Annotated in this window: 18 protein-coding genes; 11 read left to right on the top strand and 7 right to left on the bottom strand. The window is 66.3% G+C overall.

Going from position 1 to position 19,109, the window contains the following annotated elements:
- Positions 1–407, bottom strand: a 407-nt coding sequence (locus KHY18_RS12765; protein ID WP_502768821.1) for a hypothetical protein, incomplete at its 3' end; no start/stop codon positions are given.
- Between the two features lie 308 nt (positions 408–715).
- The gene (locus KHY18_RS12760; protein ID WP_213300241.1) at positions 716–1,468 is read right to left on the bottom strand and encodes a Crp/Fnr family transcriptional regulator; all 753 of its coding nucleotides are present in this window, start codon (positions 1,466–1,468) and stop codon (positions 716–718) included.
- Positions 1,469–1,695: 227 nt separating this feature from the next.
- Here KHY18_RS12760 and KHY18_RS12755 point away from each other — a divergent pair, with 227 nt between their 5' ends.
- The 8 genes from KHY18_RS12755 (at position 1,696) to KHY18_RS12720 (ending at position 11,287) form a co-directional block, all read left to right on the top strand.
- Positions 1,696–3,630: an AMP-dependent synthetase/ligase gene (locus tag KHY18_RS12755; protein ID WP_213300239.1), complete on the top strand. Its 1,935-nt coding sequence runs from the start codon at positions 1,696–1,698 to the stop codon at positions 3,628–3,630.
- 8 nt (positions 3,631–3,638) lie between these two features.
- Positions 3,639–4,424 (top strand): ABC transporter ATP-binding protein, encoded by a 786-nt coding sequence (locus tag KHY18_RS12750; protein ID WP_213300237.1) that lies wholly within the window; start codon positions 3,639–3,641, stop codon positions 4,422–4,424.
- A gap of 15 nt (positions 4,425–4,439) precedes the next feature.
- Positions 4,440–5,369 (top strand): branched-chain amino acid ABC transporter permease, encoded by a 930-nt coding sequence (locus KHY18_RS12745; RefSeq protein ID WP_213300235.1) that lies wholly within the window; start codon positions 4,440–4,442, stop codon positions 5,367–5,369.
- 21 nt (positions 5,370–5,390) lie between these two features.
- Positions 5,391–6,455: a branched-chain amino acid ABC transporter permease gene (locus KHY18_RS12740; RefSeq protein ID WP_213300232.1), complete on the top strand. Its 1,065-nt coding sequence runs from the start codon at positions 5,391–5,393 to the stop codon at positions 6,453–6,455.
- 79 nt (positions 6,456–6,534) lie between these two features.
- On the top strand, positions 6,535–7,848 hold the full coding sequence (locus tag KHY18_RS12735; RefSeq protein WP_213300229.1) for an ABC transporter substrate-binding protein: 1,314 nt from the start codon (positions 6,535–6,537) through the stop codon (positions 7,846–7,848).
- Positions 7,849–7,932: 84 nt separating this feature from the next.
- Positions 7,933–8,781: an ABC transporter ATP-binding protein gene (locus KHY18_RS12730; protein WP_213300227.1), complete on the top strand. Its 849-nt coding sequence runs from the start codon at positions 7,933–7,935 to the stop codon at positions 8,779–8,781.
- A 148-nt stretch (positions 8,782–8,929) separates the two neighbouring features.
- The gene (locus tag KHY18_RS12725; RefSeq protein ID WP_213300225.1) at positions 8,930–10,177 is read left to right on the top strand and encodes a phenylacetate--CoA ligase family protein; all 1,248 of its coding nucleotides are present in this window, start codon (positions 8,930–8,932) and stop codon (positions 10,175–10,177) included.
- 120 nt (positions 10,178–10,297) lie between these two features.
- A complete protein-coding gene (locus tag KHY18_RS12720; RefSeq protein ID WP_213300223.1) occupies positions 10,298–11,287 on the top strand; it encodes a tripartite tricarboxylate transporter substrate-binding protein in 990 nt (329 codons plus the stop codon).
- Between the two features lie 138 nt (positions 11,288–11,425).
- Here KHY18_RS12720 and KHY18_RS12715 read toward each other — a convergent pair whose 3' ends face one another.
- The 3 genes from KHY18_RS12715 to KHY18_RS12705 form a co-directional block, all read right to left on the bottom strand.
- Positions 11,426–11,767, bottom strand: a complete 342-nt coding sequence (locus tag KHY18_RS12715) for a DUF1840 domain-containing protein (RefSeq protein WP_213300221.1) — start codon at positions 11,765–11,767, stop codon at positions 11,426–11,428.
- Positions 11,728–13,038, bottom strand: a complete 1,311-nt coding sequence (locus KHY18_RS12710; protein ID WP_213300219.1) for a class I SAM-dependent methyltransferase — start codon at positions 13,036–13,038, stop codon at positions 11,728–11,730. Before KHY18_RS12710 ends, KHY18_RS12715 begins: the two co-directional genes overlap by 40 nt.
- A gap of 92 nt (positions 13,039–13,130) precedes the next feature.
- Positions 13,131–13,745, bottom strand: coding sequence for a hypothetical protein (locus tag KHY18_RS12705; protein WP_213300217.1), 615 nt, complete (start codon positions 13,743–13,745; stop codon positions 13,131–13,133).
- A 30-nt stretch (positions 13,746–13,775) separates the two neighbouring features.
- Here KHY18_RS12705 and KHY18_RS12700 point away from each other — a divergent pair, with 30 nt between their 5' ends.
- Entirely contained in the window at positions 13,776–14,969 is a 1,194-nt protein-coding gene (locus KHY18_RS12700; RefSeq protein ID WP_213300214.1) for an aminopeptidase, read from the top strand.
- On the opposite strand, the gene KHY18_RS12695 is transcribed toward KHY18_RS12700, so the two are convergent.
- On the bottom strand, positions 14,950–15,204 hold the full coding sequence (locus KHY18_RS12695) for an acyl-CoA-binding protein (protein WP_213300211.1): 255 nt from the start codon (positions 15,202–15,204) through the stop codon (positions 14,950–14,952). The genes KHY18_RS12700 and KHY18_RS12695 overlap by 20 nt on opposite strands.
- 91 nt (positions 15,205–15,295) lie before the next feature.
- Between KHY18_RS12695 and KHY18_RS12690 the strand changes: the two genes are divergently transcribed.
- Positions 15,296–15,589, top strand: a complete 294-nt coding sequence (locus tag KHY18_RS12690; protein WP_213300208.1) for a polyhydroxyalkanoic acid system family protein — start codon at positions 15,296–15,298, stop codon at positions 15,587–15,589.
- Between the two features lie 68 nt (positions 15,590–15,657).
- Here the strand turns inward: KHY18_RS12690 and KHY18_RS12685 are convergent, their stop codons facing one another.
- The gene (locus KHY18_RS12685) at positions 15,658–16,881 is read right to left on the bottom strand and encodes a M20 aminoacylase family protein (protein WP_213300206.1); all 1,224 of its coding nucleotides are present in this window, start codon (positions 16,879–16,881) and stop codon (positions 15,658–15,660) included.
- A 143-nt stretch (positions 16,882–17,024) separates the two neighbouring features.
- Between KHY18_RS12685 and KHY18_RS12680 the strand changes: the two genes are divergently transcribed.
- Complete coding sequence (locus tag KHY18_RS12680) at positions 17,025–19,109, top strand: molybdopterin-containing oxidoreductase family protein (RefSeq protein ID WP_213300204.1); 2,085 nt, start codon at positions 17,025–17,027, stop codon at positions 19,107–19,109.

Raw genomic sequence — 19,109 nt, 5'->3', positions numbered from 1 at the left:
CGCGCCATCGGGACGACCAAAGCCGCCGCCTTCGCGGCCGCCACCTTCACGCGGACCGCTGGAACGCGGACCGTCCTGACGCGGTCCGCCACGGAAATCGTCGCGTCGTTCGAAACGCGGCGCGCCATCGGGACGACCAAAGCCGCCGCCTTCGCGGCCGCCACCTTCACGCGGGCCACTGGAGCGCGGACCGTCCTGGCGCGGACCGCCACCTTGCGGTGCGCCACGGAAATCATCACGACGCTCGAAACGCGGCGCGCCATCGGGACGACCAAAGCCGCCGCCTTCACGCGGACCGCTGGAACGCGGGCCATCCTGGCGTGGGCCGCCCTGACGCGGGCCGCCACGCGGATCATCGCGACGTTCGAAGCGCGGTGCGCCCGATGGGCCGCGCTGGCGGTCGCCATAGGGAGCGGAAGAACGGGCGGCGCCATCACGGCTGCCACCGGGTTTGCCTGCGCGGCCTCCCGCACCGCCACCCGACGAACGGGGAGCGGGCGCCGGCGATGCCGGCTGGGAGTTGATGCGCAGGGTGGCACGCGGGCCGGAGCCAGGCGTGCGGGGGGAAGATGGGGAGGAAGACATTTGCCGCTATTGTCGCCGCCCTGCCCCGTGGCTGCTCGTTACCACACGTTATGTAACCTAGATGACGGTAGAAACCAGCAGCCACCCTCTGCAGCCCCTGCCCGTGGCGGCGCGCGTCGCGGCAATTAGCCTAGCTAAGCACAGGGGCAATCACGCCTTCGGGCTGCGCCGCCGCCATGAACTGCGCATTGCGCAGCGCCGCGAGGTCAAGCACGCGCAGGCCGCCGTACTCGATGCGTATCGCGCCCTGGTCCTGCAGATTGGCCAGGGCCTCGTTCACGCGCTGGCGCGACAGCCCCACGATGTACGCGAGCTCCTGCTGGGTGATGCGCAGCACCTGGGCCATGCCCGGGTAGAGCACGGGATTGAAGAACGCCGCGAGGCTGCGCGCGACGCGCACTTCGGGGTTGCCCATGCGGTCGTTTTCGCGCGCCGCGATGAACTGCCCCAACCGCTCGTTGAGCTGTTCGAGCACGAAACGGTTGAAGGTCAGCGAATGGTCCAGCAGCCAGTGAAAAGTGTCTATGGGCAGGCCGGCGACCACGCTCTTGCGCAGCGCCTGGATGTTGTAGCGATAGGGTTCGCGCTTGACGGCCGTGCCCTCGCCCACCCAGCCGCCCGGCGGCACGCCGGTGAAGGTCACGGTCTGGCCCTGGTCGTTGTCGGCGCAGATCTTGAGCAGGCCTTCGACCAGGCCGAACCAGTAGGTCACGGGACGGCCCACGCGGCAGATGTAGTCGCCGGGCAAGGCGTCGCCGACCAGCAGCGCGGCCTCGGCGCGCGCGCGCTCATGCGGCTGCAGCACGCTGAGCCAGGAGATATTGCGCAATTCCTGGGGCGTGGGTTCGCGGCGGCGCTGGTGCAAGGACATGTCATGGCTCATGTGCATGAGCATGGCGCGCAAACCCCAAGTTGCGGATCGGGGATTTCCCACCGGTTGCGGCGGCGACGGAACTGGTATGGCGCGCGTTTTCCCGCTGAGGAGTTTCCCCCGGATTGTCGCCGCCAAGACAAAAAGGCGTCAAACGCCTTCCTAAGATCGAGCACAACCAAGCAATATCCGCCTTTGCTTATGCCAAGCCCAGGCTGTTCACTTTCCGAGGAAACGCAATGACCACCACGTTCCCGCATTTGCTGCTCAAGCATGCCGCCGAACGCCCGGGCGCGCCTGCGCTGCGCGAGAAGGAATACGGCATCTGGCAGACCTGGAGCTGGCAGCAGGTCGCACAGGAAGTGCGCCACTTCGCCTGCGGACTCAAGACGCTGGGCTTCACCCGCGGCCAGAACCTCGCGCTGATCAGCGACAACCGTCCCCATGTCTACATGGGCTTTGTCGCCGTGCAAAGCCTGGGCGGCGTGCCGATTCCGCTGTACCAGGACGCGGTCGCCACCGAAATGATTTTCGTGCTGCAGGACGCCGACATCACGTTCGCGTTCGCCGAGAACCAGGAACAGGTCGACAAGCTGCTCGAAGCACGCGAGTCGGTGCCCGGCATCCAGCACATCATCTATGACGATCCGCGCGGCCTGCGCCATTACGACCAGCCCGGCCTGATCAGCACCGCCGAGCTGATCGCTCGCGGCGCCCAATGGGACGCAGCCCACCCTGGCGCCTGGGAAGCCGGCCTGTCCGAAGTCCAGCCCAGCGACGTCTCGGTCATCCTCTACACCTCGGGCACCACGGGCAAGCCCAAGGGCGTGTGCCAGACCCATTCGAGCTTCGTGCAGGCCGCGGCCGGCGGCGCCCAGGTCGACGGCCTCAACGCCAACGACAACGTCATTTCCTATCTGCCGCCCGCCTGGTGCGGCGACCATCTGTTCTCGCTGGCCCAGTGGCTGGTCGCAGGCTTCACCATCAACTGCCCCGAATCGGCGGCGACGGTGTCCATCGACCTGCGCGAGATCGGCCCCACCTATTACTTCGCCCCGCCGCGCATCTTCGAAGGCATGCTGACTTCGGTCTCCATTCGCATGGAAGACGCGGCCGCGCCCAAGCGCTGGCTGTTCGAGCGCTGCATGAAGCTGGCCCAGCGCGTGGGCTCGGACATTCTCGACGGCAAGCCCGTGGGCTTTCTGGACCGCGTGCTCTACCGCCTCGGCGACTTCGCGATCTACGGTCCGCTGCGCAACGTGATGGGGCTGTCGCACATCCGCGTGGCCTACACGGCCGGCGCGGCCATCGGCCCCGATCTGTTTCGCTTTTTCCGCTCGATAGGCATCAACCTCAAGCAGCTCTACGGCCAGACCGAAACCTGCGCCTATGTCTGCATACAGCACAACGGCCAGGTCAAGCTGCACACGGTGGGCCAGGCCGCGCCGGGCATCGAACTGAAACTCGCCGACAACGGCGAAGTGCTGGTGCGCGGCGTGTCGGTGCTCAAGGAGTACTACAAGCGCCCCGACGCGACGGCCGAAGCCATCGACGAGCAGGGCTTCTTCCACACCGGTGACGCGGGCGTGATCGACGCCGACGGCCACCTGCGCATCATCGATCGCGCCAAGGACGTGGGCAAGACCAATGCCGGCGCGATGTTCGCGCCCAACTACATAGAGAACAAGCTCAAGTTCTTCTCGCACATCAAGGAAGCCGTGTGCTTCGGCCACCAGCGCGACCAGGTCTGCGCGTTCATCAACATCGACTATGAGGCCGTGGGCAACTGGGCCGAGCGTCAGGGCCTTCCTTACGGCGGCTATGTCGATCTGACATCCAAGCCCCAGGTGCAGGCGCTGATCGCCGAGTGCATCGCCAAGGTCAACGGCGACCTGGCGAGCGAAGACGGCATGGCCGGCACGCAGATCGCGCGCTTCCTGGTGCTGCACAAGGAACTGGACCCCGACGACGACGAGCTGACGCGCACGCGCAAGGTGCGGCGCAACTTCATCGCCGACAAGTACGGCGTTCTGGTCGACGCGCTCTACGCGGGCCGCACCGAGCAATTCATCACCACCCAGGTCAAGTTCGAGGATGGGCGCACCGGCAACCTGAGCGCGACGCTCAACCTGCTGGATGCCAAGACTTTCGCCCCCGCCCGGGCCGCCGCCTAAGGAATCGCATGCGCACCCAACCCATTGGCGATGTCATTCTCGACATCAACAACCTCAGCCTGCGCTTCGGCGGCGTCAAGGCGCTGACCGACATTTCGTTCGATGTGCGCGAGCATGAGATCCGCGCCATCATCGGACCGAACGGCGCGGGCAAGAGCTCGATGCTCAACTGCATCAACGGCGTCTACACGCCGTCCGAAGGCAGCATCACGTTCCGCGGCAAGACCTTCTCGCACATGAACAGCCGCCAGGTCGCCGAAATGGGCGTGGCGCGCACGTTCCAGAACCTGGCGCTGTTCAAGGGCATGAGCGTGATCGACAACATCATGACCGGCCGCAACCTGAAGATCAAAAGCAATCTGCTGATGCAGGCGCTGCACGTGGGTCCGGCGGCGCGCGAGGAAGCGCGCCACCGCGAGTTCGTCGAGCACATCATCGACTTCCTGGAAATCCAGGCCTACCGCAAGACGCCCGTGGGCCAGCTGCCCTACGGCCTGCAAAAGCGCGTCGACCTGGGCCGCGCGCTGGCGATGGAGCCGCAGGTGCTGCTGCTCGATGAACCCATGGCCGGCATGAACGTCGAGGAAAAGCAGGACATGTGCCGCTTCATCCTCGACGTCAACGACGAATACGGCGCGACCATCGTGCTGATCGAGCACGACATGGGCGTCGTGATGGACATCTCGGACCGCGTGGTCGTGCTCGACTACGGCAAGAAGATCGGCGACGGCGAGCCGCTCGCCGTGCGCAACAACCCCGACGTCATCCGCGCCTATCTGGGCAACGCGCATTAAGCAGGAGCAGCCCCCATGGCATTCTTTCTCGAAACCCTTTTTGGCGGCCTGATGGTCGGCATGCTCTACGCCCTGGTGGCGCTGGGCTTCGTGCTGATCTTCAAGGCGTCCGGCGTGTTCAACTTCGCGCAGGGCGCGATGGTGCTGTTCTCGGCACTGGCAATGGCGCGCTTTTCCGAATGGATTCCCCAGTGGCTGGGCATAGCGCCCGGCATGCTGGGCAATCTGCTGGCGATCATCGTCGCGCTGGCGCTGATGGTGGTCGTGGCCTGGCTGATCGAGCGCCTGGCGCTGCGCCACCTCGTCAACCAGGAGCCGATCACGCTGCTGATGGCCACGCTGGGCATCGCCTACCTGCTCGACGGCCTGGGCCCGCTGATCTTCGGCAGCCAGGTCTACAGCATCAACGTGGGCATGCCCAAGGACCCTATCTTCATCCTGCCCGGCACGTTCGAGGGCGGACTGCTCGTGAGCCAGGAAGACCTTTACTCGGCCGGCATCGCCGCGCTGCTGGTGATAGGCCTGGCGCTGTTCTTCCAGAAGACCAAGACCGGCCGCGCGCTGCGCGCCGTGGCCGACGACCACCAGGCGGCGCAATCGATAGGCATTCCGCTGTCGCGCATCTGGGTGATCGTCTGGTCGGTGGCCGGCGGCGTGGCCCTGGTGGTCGGCATCATCTGGGGCTCCAAGCTGGGCGTGCAGTTCTCGCTGTCGCTGGTGGCCCTGAAGGCCCTGCCCGTGGTGATTCTCGGCGGCCTGACTTCGATTCCCGGCGCCATCGTCGGCGGACTGATCATCGGTGTCGGCGAGAAGCTTTCCGAGGTCTATATCGGCCCCATGGTCGGCGGCGGCATCGAGACCTGGTTTGCCTACGGCCTGGCCCTGGCCTTCCTGCTGGTGCGCCCGCAAGGCCTGTTTGGCGACAAGATCATCGACCGCGTTTGACGACCGTTTCAGGAGTTCCCCATGTTCTATCGTGAAAACGGCCAGTTCAAGACCAGCTATGCGGCCGACCAGCAGATCTTCCCGATTGCCCAGGACAGGATCGCGATTCTCGCCATTCTGGTACTGGCCTTCGTGATCGTGCCCATGAGCGTCAGCGACTACACGTTCCAGGCCGTGCTGATTCCCTTCCTCATCATGGCGCTGGCCGCGATGGGGCTCAACATCCTCGTCGGCTACTGCGGCCAGATTTCGCTGGGCACGGGCGCGTTCATGGCCGTGGGTGCCTACGCGGCCTACAACCTGCAGGTGCGCATCGAAGGCATGCCGCTGCTGTTGTCGCTGCTCGGCGGCGGTCTGTGCGCGATGGCGTTCGGCGTGATCTTCGGCCTGCCCAGCCTGCGCATCCGCGGCCTGTACCTGGCCGTCGCCACGCTGGCCGCGCAGTTCTTCATGGACTGGCTCGCGAGCCGCGCGCCCTGGGTCACGAACAACTCGTCGTCGGGTTCGGTCAGCGCCGGCCAGCTGTCGATCGCCGGCTGGGTGATCGACACGCCCGCCGAGAAATACCTGCTGTGCCTGGGCCTGCTGTGCGTGCTGGGCCTGCTGGCCAAGAACCTGGTGCGCAGCGCCACGGGCCGCAACTGGATGGCGATGCGCGACATGGACGTCGCGGCTTCGGTGATCGGCATCCGCCCGGTCTACGCCAAGCTCAGCGCCTTCGCAGTCAGCTCGTTCATCGTCGGCATCGCCGGCGCGCTGTGGGGCTTCGTCCACCTGGGCGCCTGGGAACCCGCGGCGTTCAGCCTGGACCGCTCGTTCCAGCTGCTGTTCATGATCATCATCGGCGGCCTGGGCTCCATCATGGGCAGCCTGTTCGGCGCGGCGTTCTTCGTGCTGCTGCCGCTGGTGCTCACGCATGTGCCGCACTGGCTGGGCCTGTCGCTGTCGACGGCCACGGCGACCTACCTCGAACACATGATCTTTGGCGCGCTGATCGTTTTCTTCCTGATCGTCGAACCCCACGGCCTGGCCCGGCTGTGGTCCACCGCCAAGCAGAAACTGCGGCTCTGGCCTTTCCCGCATTGAGTCGTCGCTTGAAGCACTCGTACAGAAGTGCCCGATCCCTCCCAGTGATCCAGTCCGTAAAACCCTTAGGAGACAAAACATGATGTTCAAGAAAGCTGCGCTCGCCGCCGCCACCGCGGCCCTGGGATTCGGGGCGCTGGTCGCGGCCCCCGCCGCCATGGCCCAGGAGCAATTCGTTCCGCTGCTGGTCTACCGCACCGGCCAGTTCGCGCCGCTGGGCATTCCATGGGCCGACGGCAAGCAGGACTACCTGAAGCTGGTCAACGCCAAGGGCGGCGTCAACGGCGTGAAGATCGCCTACGAGGAATGCGAAACCGCCTACGACACCGCCAAGGGCGTCGAATGCTACGAGCGCCTGAAGAACAAGGGCAGCGGCGCCTCGGGCTTCGATCCGCAATCCACCGGCATCACCTTCGCCGTGAGCGACAAGGCGCCGGGCGACAAGCGCGCCATCGTGACCATGGGCTACGGCCTGTCGCAGTCGGCCAACGGCTCGGTGTTCGAATGGAACTTCCCGCTGCTGGGCAACTACTGGACCGCAGCCGATTCCATCATCCAGGACATCCTGAAGAAGGAAAAAGGCAGCCTCAAGGGCAAGAAGATCGCGCTGGTCTACCACGACTCGCCGTACGGCAAGGAACCGATTCCGCTGCTGCAAAAGCGCGCCGCCAAGGAAGGCTTCGAGCTGCTGCTGCTGCCCGTGACCGCGCCCGGCGTCGAGCAGAAATCGACCTGGCTGCAGGTGCGCCAGCAGCGCCCCGACTATGTGCTGCTGTGGTCGGCCGGTGTGATGACGCCCACGGCCATACGCGAAGCCCAGGCGACCAATTTCGCGCGCGACAAGATCTACGCGATCTGGTGGGCCGGCTCGGACCACGACGTGAAGGACATAGGCGCGGGTGCCAAGGGCTACAACACCGTGACCATCCACAACACGGCCGAGCACGACAAGGTGCATGACGAAGTCAAGTCCGCGGTCTACGACAAGGGCCAGGGCACGGCATCGAGCGCGACCGGCGTCGGCGCGATGGCCCACACCCGCGGCATGGTGATCTCCATGCTGCAGGTCGAAGCCATACGCACCGCGCAGGAGAAATACGGCAAGGGCAAGGTCATGTCGCCCGAGCAGGTGCGCTGGGGCCTGGAAAACCTGAACCTGACGCAGGAAAAGCTCAACGCGCTGGGCTTCGGCAAGATCCTGCGCCCCATCCAGACCAGCTGCACCAACCACCTGGGCACCGACTGGTCGCGCATCGCGCAATGGGATGGAGCCAAGTGGACCGTGGTCTCCGACTGGTACCAGGCCGACAAGTCCATGGTCGATCCGCTGGTCAAGGAGTACGCCGACAAGTACGCCAAGGAAAAGAACGTCACCCCACGCAGCTGCAACTGATGGCGCTGCGCGCCGGCCGGGCCCTGCATGGCGCCCGGTCGGCGCCCGGGCCCCTTTTTCGATTTCTCCAGCGAGGCTGTTCCCATGTCTGAAACTACTGCCCCCACGCCCGGCGCCGCCGCCGTTGCCACCGCCGAGCCGCTGCTCGTGGTCAACGGCATCGAGGTCATCTACAACCATGTGATCCTGGTGCTCAAGGGCGTGTCGCTGCAGGTGCCGCGCCAGAGCATCGTCGCGCTGCTCGGCGGCAATGGCGCGGGCAAGACCACCACGCTGCGTGCCGTGTCCAACCTGCTCAAGGGCGAACGCGGCGAAGTCACCAAGGGCTCCATCGTGCTCGAAGGCGAGCAGATCGCCAACCTCACGCCTTCGGACCTGGTGCGCCGCGGCGTGGTCCAGGTGATGGAAGGCCGGCACTGCTTCGCCCACCTGAGCATCGAGGAAAACCTGCTGACCGGCGCCTATACGCGCAAGGATGCGGGCGAGATTTCGGCCAACCTCGAGAAGGTCTACAACTACTTTCCGCGCCTCAAGACCCGGCGCCATTCGCAGGCCGCCTACACCTCGGGCGGCGAGCAGCAGATGTGCGCCATCGGCCGCGCGCTGATGAGCAACCCGCGCATGGTGCTGCTCGACGAACCCTCGATGGGCCTGGCGCCGCAGATCGTCGAAGAGGTGTTCAACATCGTCAAGGACCTCAATACGCGCGAGCAGGTCACCTTCCTGCTCGCCGAACAGAACACCAGCATGGCGCTGCGCTATGCGGACTACGGCTACATCATGGAAAGCGGCCGCATCGTGATGGACGGCCCCGCGGCCGAACTCGCCAGCAACGAAGACGTCAAGGAGTTCTACCTTGGCATGGGCGGCGGCGAACGCAAGAGCTTCAAGGACGTCAAGAGCTACAAGCGGCGCAAGCGCTGGCTGGCGTGATGCCATGCATGCATCTGCCCAACGCGTCTTTGCATAGAGCGTGGACGTTCATCCTTCGACAGGCTCAGGACGAACGGTTTTTCCCCGATCGCCCTGAGCTTGTCGAAGGGCCTGCCTCCCGCGACATCCCGTAGCCAAGGAATTCTTCATGACCGATCATTACGACGCGCTGGAAGCGCGCGCGCCCGAAACCCGCGAACAGGCCTTGATGGCGGCGCTGCCGCCGCAGATCGCGCATGCGCAGCACGCGTCGCCCGCCTTTGCCGAAATACTCGCGGGCATCGATCCCGCAGCAGTCACTTCCCGCGCCGCGCTGGCCCGGTTGCCCGTGACACGCAAGTCGCAGCTGCTCGAGCGCCAGATCGCGCAGCGCGCCACCACCCCGTTCGGCGGCTTCAGCGCGCTCGATTTCGGCGCGCGCATGCCGCGCGTGTTCTCGAGCCCCGGCGGCATCTACGAGCCCGAAGGCTGCGGCAGCGACTACTGGCGCATGGCGCGCGCCATCCACGCCGCGGGCTTTCGCCCGGGCGAGCTGGTGCACAACAGTTTCAGCTACCACTTCGTGCCCGCGGGCGCGATGATGGAAACCGGCGCCCAGGCGCTGGGCTGCACGGTGTTTGCCGCGGGCACGGGCCAGACCGAGCAGCAGGTGCAGGCGATCGCCGAGCTGCGCCCCGCGGGCTATATCGGCACGCCCAGCTTCCTGCGCATCCTGATCGAAAAGGCGCAAAGCCTGGGCCAGCCCCTGCCCAGCCTGCACAAGGCGCTGGTGTCGGGCGAAGCCTTTCCGCCGTCGCTGCGCGACTGGCTGGCCGAGCGCGGCGTCGCGGGCTACCAGTGCTATGCCACCGCCGACCTGGGACTGATCGCCTATGAAACCTCGGCGCGCGAAGGCCTGGTGGTCGACGAGAACGTGATCGTCGAAATCGTGCGCCCCGGCACCAACGACCCCGTGCCCGACGGCGAAGTCGGCGAACTGGTCGTGACCACGCTCAACCCCGGCTACCCGCTGATACGTTTCGGCACCGGCGATCTGTCGGCCGTGCTGCCCGGTCATTGCCCCACGGGCCGCACCAATGTGCGCATTCGCGGCTGGATGGGCCGCGCCGACCAGACCACCAAGGTGCGCGGCATGTTCGTGCACCCGGCCCAGGTCCACCAAGTAGTGCAGCGCTTCGCCCAGGTACAGCGCGCACGCCTCGTGGTGCGCGGCGAAATGGCCAACGATTCCATGGAACTGCTGGTCGAGACCCAGGACACCGAGCCCGCGCTGCTGCTGCAGATCGAGGCCTGCGTACGCGACCTGACCAAGCTGCGCTGCGACGTGCGGCCGCTGGCGCCGGGGGCGCTGCCCAACGACGGCGTGGTGATCGAAGACGCGCGCAGCTACCGCTGAAGACGACCTGGATCAATCCAGGTCCATTTTTCTTGCGTGTTTTCAGGGAAAACACTTATTTTTCCGCGGGAGCGATTTCGGCATTCGTTCTTATCATGAACGTCCCTAAGGAGCCTATTCATGCAGAAGTTGTTCAAGCTGGCGACTATCGCCTTGGCCGCTGTCGCCGCCACCGGAGTTCAAGCCCAGGAATTTCCCGCCGCAGGCAAGAGCATCACCATCGTGGTGCCTTTCACCGCCGGCGGCCCGACCGACCGCGTGGCCCGCGATCTGGCCGACTCGATGCGCAAACACCTGAACAATGCGACGATCGTGATCGACAATTCGGCCGGCGCCGGCAGTGCGATCGGCATCGCCAAGGTGGCACGCGCCAATCCTGACGGCTATACCCTGCTGCTGAACCACATCGGCATGGCCACCGTGCCCACGCTGTACCGCAAGCTGTCGTTCAACGTGCTCAACGACTTCGAATACCTGGGCATCATCAACGACGTGCCCATGACGCTGATCGGCAAGCCCACGCTGCCCGCCGACAACTACAAGGACCTGATCACCTGGATCGGCAAGAACCAGGGCAAGGTCAACCTGGCGAACGCCGGTGTCGGTTCGGCATCCCACCTCTGCGGCCTGATGCTGCAGTCGACGCTGAAGATCGAAATGACGCCCGTGCCTTACAAGGGTGCGGCGCCCGCGATTGCCGATCTGATGGGCAATCAGGTCGACCTGCTGTGCGACCAGACCACCAACACCACGGCCCAGATCGAATCCAAGAAGGTCAAGGCCTACGGCGTGACCACGCCCAAGCGCCTGACCACGCCAGCGCTCAAGGACCTGCCCACGCTGGACGAAAGCGGCCTGAAGAACTTCCAGGTCACGGTCTGGCACGGCCTGTACGCGCCCAAGGGCACGCCCGCGGCCGTGACCAAGAAGATCAACGACGCAATGCGCCTGGCGATGAAGGAACCCGATTTCATCAAGAAGGAAGAGCAGCTCGGTGCGGTGATCGCTTCCGACGCGCGCGTCTCGCCCGAAGGCCACAAGAAGTTCGTGCAATCCGAAATCGAAACCTGGGGCAAGGTCATCAAGGCCGCAGGCGCTTACGCCGACTGATCGCGCTTGCGCATGAAAAAACCGGCCTGTGGGCCGGTTTTTTTTGTCTGGGCAATTGCATGGCCGTCCCAAGGCAAAACGCGCCCCCCTTGGGGGGGCAGAGAGCCACACGCAGTGGGCGAACGTGGGGGGCCAGGTTCACCAGGTCACATCGCGCCCCTCGGCCCCGCTGCGCTTGAGCATGTCGATGAACGGCGCCGTGCGCTGGCGCAGGCTCACGCCGTCGGCGGCACCCGCGGGTGCGTCGTTTTCGTCGTCCTGCGCGCCATCGTCGGCGTCCTGCGTCTCGCCGCTGGCGGCGCGCTGGGCTTCCTCGGCGAGCACGGCCTGCTCCAGCGCGGCCAGCGCGCCCGGAATCTGCATCGCGGTGATGATGCCCGGGCCGTCGGCGTCCTTGCCGACGATGGCCAGCAGCTTGCGCGCGCTGGCGTCGAGCATGATCAGATCTGCGGTGGCACGGGATTTGAACTTGTAGGGCATGCGATTCCTTCGGTGTACATGTATTCGCGATTGAACGGGTATTCAGACTGGGCGCCAATCAACGCCCCGCTGCCCATCTGGCCGTCGGGGTGGGTCACGAGCATCTGGTGCAGCGCGATCCAGCCGCGCTCGAAGCCCATGGCACAACCCGCCAGGTACAGCCGGTAGGCTCGCAGCGCGCGCGCGCCGCGTTCGCCGTCGGTCTGCTGCTCAAGGATACGCTGTGCGCGGGGCAGCTGCTCCTCGAGCGCGTCGGACCAGGCCCATAGCGTGCGTGCGTAATGCGGCCGCAGGTTCTCGGTGTCGACCATTTCGAGGCCGCTTTGCGACAGCACGTGCAATACGCGGCTCACATGCAGCAGTTCGCCGCCGGGAAAGATGTAGCGGCTGATGAACTCGCCCATGCCCGCGCCGACCTCGACGTTGTCGACGCCGCCCGCGGTGATGCCATGGATCAGCGCCAGCCCGCCGGGGCGCAGCAGGCGACGCACGGTGTCGGCATAGGCCGGCATCTGCGCCTGGCCCACATGCTCGAACATGCCCACCGAGGCGATCTTGTCGAACGGGGTGTCGGGCCGCAGTTCGCGGTAGTCGCGCAGCTCTATGCGCACCCGGTCCTGCAGTCCGCGCGCCGCGATCAGCTGGCTCACATACGCATGCTGGTTGCGCGACAGCGTGATGCCATGGGCCTGCACGCCGTAATGCTCGGCAGCCCAGAGCAGCAGTCCGCCCCAGCCCGCGCCTATGTCGAGAAAGCGCTCGCCCGCGCGCAGCTGCAGCTTGCGGCAGATATGGTCGAGCTTGGCTTCCTGGGCCTGGGCCAGCGTCATGTCGGGCCGGCGGTAGTAGGCACAGGAATAGACGCGCCGCGGGTCCAGCCACAGCGCATAGAAATCATCGGACAGGTCGTAATGGAATTCAATCTGCTCGGCGTCGCGCGCCACGGTGTGCAGCGCCATGGAGCGCGTGCGCGCCATGATCTGCGACCACCAGCTCGACGTGCCGCGCACAGGGTCGGACTGCAGCAGCGCCGACGCCGCGCGCATGATGTCGCGCACATGGCCTTCGAGTTCGACCTGGCCTTCGACCACGGCCGCGCCCAGCGTGCCTATATGGCCTGCGGCCAGGGCCGCGAGCGGTGCGAGCGAGCGAAACCGCAGCACCACCTCGGTGGGCGTACGGCCGACGAGCTCACCCGAAGGCAACTCGACGGCAACCGCCACCGGCAACGGGGCCAGACGGCCCTCGAGGGTATGGATCAGGTGTTTCATGTCGATGCCTATTCTTGGCTATCTGACACCAACCGGCAATAGCGCCAAACCTGATATTTGGATCGGCGCTGTCCTGCATGCCGATCGCGTTCTCAGCGCTTGCCGATGAGCCGCAGGTAGGCGTCGCGCGTCGACGACGAGACCGAGGTCTGCACCTGCTCGTAGCTCGTCTGGTGGCGCGCGAGCAGCCGCATCGACGCCACGGTCTGCGACTTGCAGAACCAATGGCAGCTATGCTGCATGAGGAAAATCTCGGCGGTCAGCGTGAACGCGCGCTTGCGCCGCTCGTCGTCGTCCTGCGCCGCGTACACCTGGGGGGCGGCGATGCCGCGCGCATGGATCTTGATCATTTCGCGCATGTCGAACGTGCCCTGGGGATAGACGCGTTCGATGTAGGGCAGCGCCAGCGGCAGCGTGCTCACGCGCACTTCCTTTTCATCGACCGCGGAGAATTGCTCGGCAAAGCGCTGGAACTGTTCGGCCAGGCTTTTTTCCGTGCCCTCGAGCAGCACCCAGATCTGGGTGCGGCGCTGCAGATCGCTTTCACCCAGCGCGCGCAGGTAACCTTCGATCAGGCTGCCCATCAGTTTCTCGATCTGCAGGCGGCCCAGGTGTTCGGCGAGCAGGCGCGTGCGCCGCTTTTGGTCCTGCCGCTTGAGCACATAAACGGCAATGGTGACAATGATTGCCAGCGTAAAGAAGTCCATCGGATCGGGGGAAACAGCGTGAATGAAGCCATGAGTGTAGTCAGCCCCTTTAGGCAGCGGGGACAGCAAGCCCGCAAGTTCCTGTTATCGGCCGGGCTTGCCGCCCTGCTGGGCGGCTGCGCGCTGCCCGATGTGGGCTACTACTGGCAAGGCGCGCGCGGCCAGCTGCAGATGCTGCACGCGGCGCGTCCCGTGGCCGAATGGCTCGAAGATCCGCAGCTGTCGCCCGCGCTGCGCGGCCAGCTGCTGCTCGCCCAGCGCGCGCGCGATTTCGCGAGCCAGACGCTGGCCCTGCCCGACAACGCGAGCTACCGCCGCTATGCGGCGCTGCATAGACCGGCCGCGGTCTGGAACGTCACGGCCGCGCCGCCCGACTCGCTGCAACTGCACCAATGGTGTTTTCCCATAGCCGGCTGCGTGGGCTACCGCGGCTACTTCGCGCTCGCCGATGCCCAGGCCCAGGCCCAGCCGCTCGCGGCGCAAGGCATGGATGTGCATGTCTACCCCGTGCCCGCGTATTCGACGCTGGGCTGGTTCAACTGGCTGGGCGGCGACCCGCTGCTCGATACCTTCGTGCGCTGGCCCGAAGGCGAACTCGTGGGCCTGCTGTTTCATGAGCTGTCGCACCAGCGCGTCTATCTGGCCGGCGACATGAACTTCAATGAGTCGTATGCGACGGCCGTGGAGCGCATCGGCACCCAGGCCTGGCTGCGGCAGTCGGCCAGCGCCGTTGCGGCAGCGCCCGCGTGGCAGGCGGCCCAGCACCGGCGCGCGCAATTTCGCGCGCTCACGCAGCATACGCGCCAGGCGCTCGAAGCCCTGTATGCGGCACCACCGCCGCACACGCTGGCCGAAGCCAAGGCCAGGATACTGCAGGATTTCAGGGCGCGCTACCAGGACCTGCGCGCGCAGTGGCTGGCATCGCCCGAACTCGCCGCGCGCCCCGAAGCCGCGGCGCAGTCGCTGCAGCGCCTGGACCGCTGGGTGGCGCAAGCCAACAACGCGGCGTTCGGCGCGCTGTCGGCCTATGACCTCTGGGTGCCGGCGTTCGAAGCGCTGTTCGCGCAGCAGGCGGGCAAGGCCGCGCCCTGGCCGGCCTTCCATGAAGCCGTGGAGCAACTGGCGCAACGGCCCGAAGCCGAGCGGCTGCAGACGCTGTGCGCGCTGATGCCCGAGCGCCCGGCCGTCTGCGCGCCGGCCGCGATCAGCTCAGCGACGCGATGAGATCGATGTATTGCTGGCGCGCGCTATCGGCGTCCGTGTCCTTGAGCTTTTCCCAGGCGTCCCACTTGGCGCGGCCCACCATGTCGCTGAAGCTGGGCTTCTTCTCTTCGTTGTCGCCCTGCGTGGCCTGCTTGTACAAAGCGTAGATCTTGAGCAGCGTGGCGTTGTCGGGCCGCTCGCTGAGCGTCTTGGATTGGGCCACGGCGGCTTCGAAAGCAGCGTTCAGATCGGACATGCAGGTTGCTCCTTAAAATCAGGGGATGCGATCGGCCCAGTGTAGTCATCGCAGCACGCCGCCTCTCACGCCACTTCACCCGGACTAACCCTTGCCTGACATCCAGCTTTCCCGCACCCACTCGCTGGGCCTGCCCACCGCCCGCCAACACGCCCAGCGCTGGGGCGAACAGGCCGCCGAGAAATTCGGCGTGCAATGCGAATACGAATCCGGCGACGCCCAGGACCTGCTGCGCTTCAGCGGCAATGGCGTCGACGGCCGGCTCGTGGTGACCGCGAGCGCCTTCGAACTCGAGGCCGAGCTGGGCTTTCTGGCCGCCATGTTCAAGGACAGCATAGAAGCCAAGCTCAACGCGCAGTTCGATGCGCTGATCGCTAAGGCCTAACTCCCCCGCCGCCGCCGGGCCGCCCCAAGGCAAAACACGATGGGGGGGCTATGCCCCCCCAGGCACAGCTACGCGGAGCGAGCAAGCGTGGGGGTCGATCTCCCAAGCCACTCCTTCGCCAACTCGACCCAGAACGTTGCGCCCAACGGAATCAATCGGTCGTTGAAGTCGTAGCTGGGGTTGTGCAGCATGCAGGGCCCGCCGCCATGGCCGATAGCGCGGTGGTCGCCTTCGCCGTTGGCGATGAAGCAATAGGCGCCGGGCTTCTCCTGGAGCATGTAAGCGAAGTCTTCGGCGCCCATGGTGGGCTCCTGGTCCAGCACCTTGGCCGCGCCCACCAGGCGCTGCATCACCGCGCGCGCCAGCGCGGCCTCGGGCGCGGTGTTGATGGTCGGCGGGTAGTTGCGCTCGAACACGAACGCATATTTCACGCCATGGCTGGCGCAGATGCCGTCGATCACCTGCTGCATGCGCTGCTCGATCATGTCGAGCACGGCAACCGAGAACGTGCGCACCGTGCCTTCGAGTTCCACGGTGTCGGGCACGACGTTGGTGGCCTCGCCGGCGTGCACCATGGTCACCGAAATCACGCCCGCGTCCACGGGCTTGAGATTGCGGCTGATGATGGTCTGCAAGCCCATGATGATTTGCGCCGCGACGGGCACGGGGTCCAGCACCAGATGCGGCATGGCCGCATGGCCGCCCTTGCCGCGCACCGTGATCTTGAACTCGTTGCTCGACGCCATGACCGGTCCGGGGCTCACCGCCATCTGGCCTTCGGCCATGCCGGGCCAGTTGTGCATGCCAAACACGGCCTGCATGGGAAAGCGCGTGAACAGGCCGTCGCGAATCATCTCGCGCGCGCCGCCGCCGCCTTCTTCGGCGGGCTGGAAGATCAGGTAAATGGTGCCGTCGAAATCGCGGTGGCGCGACAGGTGCTGGGCTGCGGCAAGCAGCATGGCGACATGGCCGTCGTGGCCGCAGCCATGCATCTTGCCCGCATGGCGGCTCGCATGCGCGAAGGTGTTGCCTTCCTGCATGGGCAGCGCGTCCATGTCGGCGCGCAGACCCAGCGCCCGGCCGCTGGCGCCGGCGTCGCGTCCATGGACTATGCCGACCACGCCGGTCTTGCCCAGGCCGCGGTGCACCGCAATGCCCCATTCGGTCAGCTTGGCGGCGATCACATCGGCCGTGCGCACTTCTTCGAAGCACAGTTCGGGGTGGGCATGAATATCCCGGCGCAGGGCAGCCAGCTCATCGGCCTGCGCAACAATCTCTTCAATCAGCGACATGGACAGAAACCTCCTGTCACACATTGTGACGCCAAGACGGGCCCGCACCATGACAAACGCGGTTTTTACCCCTGCGCATCCCCCCTGGCATGCGAGACAATCGGCGTGACTGCGCCCCCCAGAACTTCAGCCCCACGAACGCCATGTCCTCTTCCGACAGCCTGCCTCCCGCGCCCGGCGCCACTTCCGTCGTGCGCGGCGCCTGCCCGCACGACTGCCCCGACACCTGTGCGCTGCTGACCACGGTGGTCGACGGCGTGGCCACGCGCGTGCAAGGCAATCCCGAGCACCCGCAGACCGACGGCGTGCTGTGCGCCAAGGTCAGCAAATACCCCGAACGCACCTACCACGCCGAGCGCGTGCTGACGCCGCTCAAGCGCTGCGGCCCCAAGGGCAGCGGCCAGTTCACGCCTGTGTCCTGGGACGAAGCGCTCGGCGACATCAGCGCGCGCCTGCACGCCATCGCCCAGCGCGCGCCCGAAGCCGTTCTGCCCTACAGCTATGCGGGCACCATGGGCCTGGTGCAGGGCGAGAGCATGGACCGGCGCTTTTTCCACCAGCTGGGCGCCTCGCTGCTGGACCGCACCATCTGCTCGAGCGCCGGCGGCGAAGCGCTGATGCACACCTACGGCGGCAAGCTGGGCATGCGCGTGCAGTTCTTCGCCGAAAGCCAGCTGATCATCATCTGGGGCAGCAACAGCATAGGCAGCAACCTGCATTTCTGGCGCTATGCCCAGGCCGCCAAGCGCGACGGCGCGCGCCTGGTCTGCATAGATCCGCGCAAGACCGAGACCGCCGACAAGTGCCATGAGCATCTGCAGCTGCGCCCCGGCACCGACGCCGCGCTGGCGCTGGCGCTGATGCACGAGCTGATACGCAACGACTGGCTGGACCACGACTACATCGCGCGCCACACGCTGGGCTGGGAGGCGCTGCGCGCACGCGCGCTCGAATGGCCGCCCGAACGCGCGGCCGAAGTCTGCGGCCTGCCCGTGGAACAGATCATCGATTTGGCGCGCGCCTACGGCACGACCGCGCGCACGGGCATACGCCTGAACTACGGCGTGCAGCGCGCGCGCGGCGGCGGCAACGCGGTGCGCGCCATCGCTTGCCTGCCCGCGCTCACGGGCGCCTGGCGCCACCGCGCGGGCGGCCTGCTGCTGTCTTCATCGGCCGCGCTGCCCGCGCGCCGCGCCGCCTTGCAGATGCCCCAGCTGCTGGGCGCGCGCCGCCCGCGCACCGTGAACATGAGCACCATAGGCAACGCGCTGCTCGAGCCCGGCGGCGGCGCTTTCGGGCCGCGCATCGAGGCCGTCGTGGTCTACAACAGCAACCCCGTGGCAGTGGCGCCCGAGTCGGCCAAGGTGGCCCGGGGCTTTGCGCGCGAAGACCTGTTCACCGTGGTCATCGAGCACTTCATGACCGACACCGCCGACCACGCCGACTACGTGCTGCCGGCAACGACCCAGCTCGAGCACTGGGACATCCACGGCAGCTACGGCCACACGGATGTACTGCTCAACCGGCCCGCAATCGCGCCCGTGGGCGAAGCCAGAAGCAATGCGCAGATCTTCCGCGACCTGGCCGCGCGCATGGCCGCGTACGACCCGGCGTTTGCCGCGCCCGGCTTTGCCGAAAGCGACGAAGCGCTGTGCCGCCAGGCGATCGAGTCGTCGAAAGTCGATTTCGACAGGCTGCTCGAAACCGGCTTTGCCCACCTGCCCGTGCCCGATGCGCCGTTCGCCGAGGGCGGCTTCGCCACGCCTTCGGGCAAGTGCGAATTCGTCAGCGCCAGCCTGGAAGCGCTGGGCGTGAACCCGCTGCCCGACTACCTGCCCAACCACGAGCAGGCCGACCCGCAGGGCACTTATCCGCTGGCGATGATTTCACCGCCGGCGCGCAACTTCCTCAACAGCACCTTCGTCAACGTGCAGAAGCTGCGCAACGCCGAAGGCCGGCCGCTGCTGGAAATGCATCCCGAGGACGCGGCCACGCGCGGCATCGAAGACGGCGCGCTGGTGCGCGTGTTCAACGCGCGCGGCGAACACCTGTGCCATGCGAGCGTCAACGGCCGGGCACGCGCCGGCCTGGTCGTGGGCCTGGGCATCTGGTGGCGCAAGGACGGCGCCAACGGCACCAACGTCAACGAACTGACCCACCAGCACCTGACCGACATAGGCCGCGCGCCCAGCTTCTACGACTGCACGGTGCAGGTGGCCGCGGCCTAG

The sequence above is a fragment of the Acidovorax sp. CCYZU-2555 genome (assembly GCF_018413525.1).
Lineage (GTDB): Bacteria > Pseudomonadota > Gammaproteobacteria > Burkholderiales > Burkholderiaceae_C > Comamonas.
Note: the sequence above shows the minus strand (reverse complement) of the source record. Positions and strands in the feature narration are given on the sequence as shown.

Bases quoted from the DNA above. Each gene is read 5' to 3' on its own strand.
- KHY18_RS12685 (WP_213300206.1), bottom strand. From the start codon at position 16,881: ATGTCGCTGATTGAAGAGATTGTTGCGCAGGCCGATGAGCTGGCTGCC.
- KHY18_RS12680 (WP_213300204.1), top strand. From the start codon at position 17,025: ATGTCCTCTTCCGACAGCCTGCCTCCCGCGCCCGGCGCCACTTCCGTC.
- KHY18_RS12720 (WP_213300223.1), top strand. From the start codon at position 10,298: ATGCAGAAGTTGTTCAAGCTGGCGACTATCGCCTTGGCCGCTGTCGCC.
- KHY18_RS12710 (WP_213300219.1), bottom strand. From the start codon at position 13,038: ATGAAACACCTGATCCATACCCTCGAGGGCCGTCTGGCCCCGTTGCCG.
- KHY18_RS12755 (WP_213300239.1), top strand. From the start codon at position 1,696: ATGACCACCACGTTCCCGCATTTGCTGCTCAAGCATGCCGCCGAACGC.
- KHY18_RS12750 (WP_213300237.1), top strand. From the start codon at position 3,639: ATGCGCACCCAACCCATTGGCGATGTCATTCTCGACATCAACAACCTC.
- KHY18_RS12745 (WP_213300235.1), top strand. From the start codon at position 4,440: ATGGCATTCTTTCTCGAAACCCTTTTTGGCGGCCTGATGGTCGGCATG.
- KHY18_RS12740 (WP_213300232.1), top strand. From the start codon at position 5,391: ATGTTCTATCGTGAAAACGGCCAGTTCAAGACCAGCTATGCGGCCGAC.
- KHY18_RS12725 (WP_213300225.1), top strand. From the start codon at position 8,930: ATGACCGATCATTACGACGCGCTGGAAGCGCGCGCGCCCGAAACCCGC.
- KHY18_RS12715 (WP_213300221.1), bottom strand. From the start codon at position 11,767: ATGCCCTACAAGTTCAAATCCCGTGCCACCGCAGATCTGATCATGCTC.
- KHY18_RS12700 (WP_213300214.1), top strand. From the start codon at position 13,776: ATGAGTGTAGTCAGCCCCTTTAGGCAGCGGGGACAGCAAGCCCGCAAG.
- KHY18_RS12735 (WP_213300229.1), top strand. From the start codon at position 6,535: ATGATGTTCAAGAAAGCTGCGCTCGCCGCCGCCACCGCGGCCCTGGGA.
- KHY18_RS12705 (WP_213300217.1), bottom strand. From the start codon at position 13,745: ATGGACTTCTTTACGCTGGCAATCATTGTCACCATTGCCGTTTATGTG.
- KHY18_RS12760 (WP_213300241.1), bottom strand. From the start codon at position 1,468: ATGAGCCATGACATGTCCTTGCACCAGCGCCGCCGCGAACCCACGCCC.
- KHY18_RS12695 (WP_213300211.1), bottom strand. From the start codon at position 15,204: ATGTCCGATCTGAACGCTGCTTTCGAAGCCGCCGTGGCCCAATCCAAG.
- KHY18_RS12730 (WP_213300227.1), top strand. From the start codon at position 7,933: ATGTCTGAAACTACTGCCCCCACGCCCGGCGCCGCCGCCGTTGCCACC.